The following is a 5,335-nucleotide window of genomic DNA, read 5'->3' on the forward strand; positions in this document are numbered from 1 at the left end:
CCGTGCCCTGCAGATCTCGCTGCTCGGCCTCGCCGGCATCGCACTCCTCGCGATCATCCCGGCCGGGCGGATGCCGGTGGTGCTAGACGCCGACCGGGTGGCGCTCTGGCTCGGTTTCGGGCTCCGGGAGAATGGCGTCGATCGAGCTCGTCGCCGGCTCATAGGTGTGGTCGAACGGCATCTCATTGGTGTCGAGGTTCGGGTTCTCGTCCTGGGTGGCGACGAGTTCCCGTGCCTCGAAGACGGAGTCGACGCTCGGCATCGAGCCGGGCAGGGGGCGCTGGGCGCTCTCCTTGAGGAAGAAGATGCTCACCGCTCCGACAGCCGAGGTGGCCATCAGGTAGTAGGCGGGCATCATGTCGTCGCCCGTTGCCTCGATGAGGGCCGCGATGATGAACGGGGTGGTTCCACCGAAGATGGCGACCGCGAAGTTGTACGCGATGCCCATCGCGCCGTACCGGCTCTCGGTCGGGAACAGCGCGGGCAGGGCCGAGGCGAGGTTCGACACGTAGAACGTCACCGGGAACGCGATCAGGGCAAGACCGAGCAGGGTCGACCAGATCTCGCCGACACCGATCAGCATGAACGCCGGGATCGAGAGCACGACCGTGCTGATCGCACCGACCCAGAGCACCGGCCGGCGGCCGATCTTGTCGGACAGGTGCCCGGTCAGCGGGATGCAGAGCGCCATGATGACGAGCACAGGGATGGTGAGCAGGGTGCCGTGCAGCTCGTCGTACCCGAGCGAACTCGTCAGGTAGGTCGGCATGTACGAGGTGAGCGCATAGCCGACGGTGTTGGCTGCTGCGACGAGGATCATGGCGAGCAGGATGCCCCGCCAGTGCGCCTTGAAGATGGTCAGCGGGCCGTTCGGGGCCGCGTCGGTGCCGTTCGGATCCAGTGACGCTGCTTCCTTGGCGTCGAGGGTGGCCTGGAAGGCGGGGGATTCCTCGATCTTCATCCGGAAGTAGATGGCGATCAGGCCGAGCGGTCCGGCGAGCAGGAACGGCAGGCGCCAGCCCCAGTCCTCCATGGCCGGCTGGCCCAGGGTGACCTGCAGGATCGACACGAGTGCGGCGCCGATCGCGAAGCCGAGGTAGCTGCCCATGTCGAGGAAGCTCGCGAAGAACCCGCGGTGCTTGTCCGGGGCGTGTTCGCTGACGAAGGTGGTGGCACCGGCGTACTCGCCACCGGTGGAGAAGCCCTGGACGAGCTTGGTCAACACCAGGAGAGCGGCGGCCCAGCTGCCGATCATCGCGTAGTTCGGCAGGATGCCGACCACGAACGTCGACGCGGCCATGATCATCAGCGTCATGGCGAGGACCTTCTGGCGGCCGATCTTGTCGCCGAGCCAGCCGAAGAAGACGCCGCCGATGGGGCGGGCGATGAAGGTGGCGGCGAAGGTGCCGAGGAGGAACAGGGTCTGGACCGACTTGTCGGCCTCGGGGAGGAACACCGGTCCCATGGTCGTGATGAGGTAGCCGAACACGCCGACGTCGTACCATTCCATGGTGTTTCCCACGATGGTTCCGCCGAGTGCTTTCTTGAGCATCGGCTGGTCGACGACGTTGACGTGGGAGACCCTCAGGCGACGCTGCAGGAGGGGCTTTTTGGTCTTGATTATGGCGCGCTTGGCACCGGGCATAGAGTCTGACAAACTACGGTCTCTGGGCATTTGAACTTCTCTCGTGGAGATCACTTGCTCGCGACGTGGAGCTGGCCCTTTTCGGGCATAACGAGCAATTTTAGTCCAAAAACGCCGTCAAACCGAATTTTTTGGTGGGATACCGACGCTGGGCAGGGGTTTCTTCACCTTCGCGGAGCGAGCGGATGCGGGTGTGCGTGCACCTAGGCTGGTGCGATGACGGACACCGTGAAGTTCTGGTTCGACCCCTCCTGCCCCTGGGCCTGGATGACCTCCCGCTGGGTGGATGAGGTGGCCTCACAGCGTGACCTCGACGTCACCTGGAAGGTGATGAGCCTCGCGGTGCTCAATGAGGACAACGACGTGAGCGAAGAGTACGCCGCGTTCTTCCCCCGGGCTCTCCGGTACACCCGCCTCGTGCAGGCGGCGCAGGAGCTGCACGGGCAGGCGACCGTGAAGGCCCTCTACGACGCACTCGGCACCCGGATCCACCCCGGCGGCAGCACGAACCCCGACGAGGTCATCCCGGCGGCGCTCGCCGAGGTCGGCCTTCCGGCGGACTTCGCCGCGTGGGCCGACAGCGACCACTACGACCCGGAGATGCGCGCAAGCCACTTCGACGGGATGAACCGGGTCGGCCAGGACGTCGGCACCCCGGTCATCGCGGTGAACGATGTCGCCTTCTTCGGCCCGGTCATCTCGCCGGCGCCCAGGGGCGAAGCCGCGACGAAACTGTGGGACGGCGTCGTGGCCGTGGCCGCGTACCCCGGTTTCTTCGAGATGAAGCGCACCCGCACGGTCGGCCCGATCTTCGACTGAGCGGATGCCGGCGGCGCCGGGAGCAGGACGGCGATCGCACGGGACGGCAAATAGTATGGGGTCATGCGCATTCACCTCGCCACTGACCATGCCGGCCACGATTTCAGCCGTTTCCTCGTCGGTCACCTGACCGAGGCCGGCCACGAGGTCGTCGACCACGGGCCCACGAGCTACGACCCGCTCGACGACTACCCGTCGTTCTGCATCAATGCCGCCCAGGGCGTCGTCGACGACCAGGCCGCGGGCATCGACGCGCTCGGCGTCGTCTTCGGGGGATCGGGCAACGGCGAGCAGATGGCCGCGAACAAGGTCGTCGGGGTCAGGGCCGCGCTGGTCTGGAACCTGGACATCGCCCGGCTCGCGCGTGAGCACAACAACGCGAACGTCATCTCGATCGGCGCCCGCCAGCACACGATCGAGGAGGCGACCTCCTTCATCGACGCGTTCATCGCCGAACCGTTCACGGGCGAGGAACGCCACGCGCGACGCATCCGCCAGCTTTTCGAATACGAGACCACCCGGTCCATCTCCGGCATCAGGGTCGACCCGGCACGCGTCGACCCGTCCAGCGTCGACCCGGCCCGCAGCGCGCGCTGACGTGCCAGAGGGTCATTCCGTCCACCGGATCGCCCGGCAGTTCGCGCGCAACTTCGTGGGCCACCGGGTGCAGCTGTCCTCGCCGCAAGGCCGTTTCGTCGAAGGCGCCGCCGTGCTCGACGGGCACGTGATGACCAGGGCGCGCGCCGTCGGCAAGCAGATGTTCCTCGAATTCGACAACGGGCTCTGGCTGCGGGTGCACCTCGGCATGTACGGCGCGTGGGACTTCGCCGGTGAGATCCTGATGGACGCCACGATCGCATCCGCCAACGGCCGGATGGGCCAGACCAACCAGCGCGGCACAGACCTCGACGGGCCGGCGGATGCCGTCCTCGACTCCGCGGGGGAGAACTCGCTCCGGAGCATCGGGGCTCCCCGGCGCACCCGGGTGCGGATGGCCGAGCAGGAGAAGGAGATCGACCAGCGGGGCACCTTCCCGCCTGAACCGGTCGGGCAGGTGCGGGTGCGCCTGCTCACCGACACGGTGTGCGCGGACCTGCGCGGCCCCACCGCCTGCCAGGTGCTCGACGCCGCAGAGGTGCAGGCGGTCATCGACAAGGCCGGCCCTGACCCGCTCCTCGATGACAGCCCAGCAGCGGAGGACCGGTTCACGGCCGTCGTGCGCCGCAAGCCCACCCCGATCGGACTGCTCCTGATGGACCAGTCCGTGGTGAGCGGCATCGGGAACGTCTATCGCGCCGAACTGTTGTTCCGGGCCGGGGTCAACCCGCACGCGCCGGGCAAGAGCCTCACCGAGGACACCGTGCGCGGTCTCTGGCGGGACTGGGCGCACCTGCTGACGATCGGCGTCGAAACCGGCCAGATGATGACCATGGACGACCTCGCCGGGGCCGACTGGGTGCTCGCGATGAAGAATCGCGCGGACCGGCACTGGGTCTACAAGCGCGAGGGCCTGCACTGCCGGGTCTGCGGCACCCACATCCTGCTCGAGGAGATGGGCGCCCGCAAGCTCTACTGGTGCCCGACCTGCCAGGCCTGAAGATCACCCTCCGCCAGCGAGACAGACAGGACGCAACATGCGCAACACCCCCAGCTTCGTGCTCACCGATCCCGCCGAAATCCGGAGGCTGATCCGGGAGAACCCGTGGGCGACCCTGGTCAGCCACACGAGCACGGGCGATCTCGTCGCCTCGCACTACCCGATGCTTCTCGACGAGTCCGTTTCAGGAACGGATACCGATTCCGGCGAGCTCGTTCTGGTCACCCACGTGGGTCGTCCAGACGAGCAACTGCACGAACTCGGGCAGCACGAGATGATCGTGATCATCCAGGGCCCGCACGGGTACGTGTCCCCGGGGTGGTACGACGCCAACCCGGCCGTGCCGACCTGGAACTTCATCACCGCGCACCTCTACGGCACGCCGGAGATCCTCAGCGCCGAGGAGAACCTGCTCGTGCTCGACCGGCTCGTCGATCACTTCGAGGAGCGCCTGCCCGAACCGCGCCGCCTGCACGGGACGGCCGCGAACTCGGCGTACGCCGACCGGATCTCGGCCGGTACCGTCGGCTTCCGCCTCCGGGTCACCCGGGTGGTCGCCAAGAGCAAGCTCAGCCAGAACAAGCCTCCCGAGACCGTCGACCGCATCATCTCCGAACTCGAGGGGACCGGTCCGTACGCGAGCGTGAACCTCGCCGCCGAGATGCGGCGCGCGCACGGGCGGCTCTCCCGCGCCGCCCGGGCCGGAGACGGCTCATGAGCCCCGATCCGCTCGTCCTCCGGAACGCCCGACTGCCCGGGAGCGACGAACTCACCGATGTCGAGATCGTCGACGGCACGGTCACGAGGCTCGGCTTCCTCGGTGGCGAGGGCGGCACGGGTGGCGACGGTCCTGCCGTCGAGTCGATCGACCTCGGCGAGCGCTGGCTGGTCCCCGGACTGTGGGACAACCACGTGCACTTCACCCAGTGGGCGCAGATCGCCCGCCGACTCGACGTGTCGACAGCAGGCAGCGCCGCGGAGGCCGCCCGGATCGTCGCGGGGCGCATCCCGCTGCTCACGACAGGGGAGACCCTGATCGGCTTCGGCTTCCGCGACGGGCTCTGGCCGGATGCCCCCGGCCGCGCCGTCCTCGACGCCGTCTCAGGAACGGTCCCCGTCGTCCTCGTCAGCGGTGACCTGCACAGCGTCTGGCTCAACTCCGCCGCCCTCGCCGCCCGCGGACTCGGCGACCACCCCACCGGCCTGCTCCGCGAGGAAGATGCCTTTGCGGTGGAACGGGCACTCGACGCCGTTCCGGACGCGATCAGCGACAC

The 5,335-nt window shown here is 67.9% G+C and carries 6 protein-coding genes; 5 read left to right on the top strand and 1 reads right to left on the bottom strand.

What is annotated here, in order from left to right; all coding sequences use genetic code 11:
* Positions 1–82: 82 nt before the first annotated feature.
* A complete protein-coding gene (locus QN345_RS15125; RefSeq protein WP_134561200.1) occupies positions 83–1,675 on the bottom strand; it encodes an MFS transporter in 1,593 nt (530 codons plus the stop codon).
* A gap of 186 nt (positions 1,676–1,861) precedes the next feature.
* Between QN345_RS15125 and QN345_RS15130 the strand changes: the two genes are divergently transcribed.
* The 5 genes from QN345_RS15130 to QN345_RS15150 all read left to right on the top strand — a co-directional run.
* Complete coding sequence (locus tag QN345_RS15130) at positions 1,862–2,464, top strand: DsbA family protein (protein WP_134447866.1); 603 nt, start codon at positions 1,862–1,864, stop codon at positions 2,462–2,464.
* 63 nt (positions 2,465–2,527) lie between these two features.
* Positions 2,528–3,061, top strand: a complete 534-nt coding sequence (locus tag QN345_RS15135) for a ribose-5-phosphate isomerase (RefSeq protein ID WP_322189751.1) — start codon at positions 2,528–2,530, stop codon at positions 3,059–3,061.
* A gap of 1 nt (position 3,062) precedes the next feature.
* Positions 3,063–4,061 carry an Fpg/Nei family DNA glycosylase gene (locus tag QN345_RS15140; RefSeq protein ID WP_322189750.1) on the top strand — a complete coding sequence of 333 codons (999 nt, stop codon included), beginning with the start codon at positions 3,063–3,065 and terminating at the stop codon, positions 4,059–4,061.
* A 37-nt stretch (positions 4,062–4,098) separates the two neighbouring features.
* On the top strand, positions 4,099–4,779 hold the full coding sequence (locus QN345_RS15145; protein ID WP_134447872.1) for an FMN-binding negative transcriptional regulator: 681 nt from the start codon (positions 4,099–4,101) through the stop codon (positions 4,777–4,779).
* The coding region (locus QN345_RS15150) for an amidohydrolase family protein (RefSeq protein WP_323508819.1) at positions 4,776–5,335 on the top strand (560 nt) is incomplete at its 3' end. The genes QN345_RS15145 and QN345_RS15150, both read left to right, overlap by 4 nt.

Origin of the sequence: Cryobacterium sp. 10I1, from assembly GCF_035019805.1 — a bacterium.
GTDB lineage: Bacteria > Actinomycetota > Actinomycetes > Actinomycetales > Microbacteriaceae > Cryobacterium > Cryobacterium glucosi.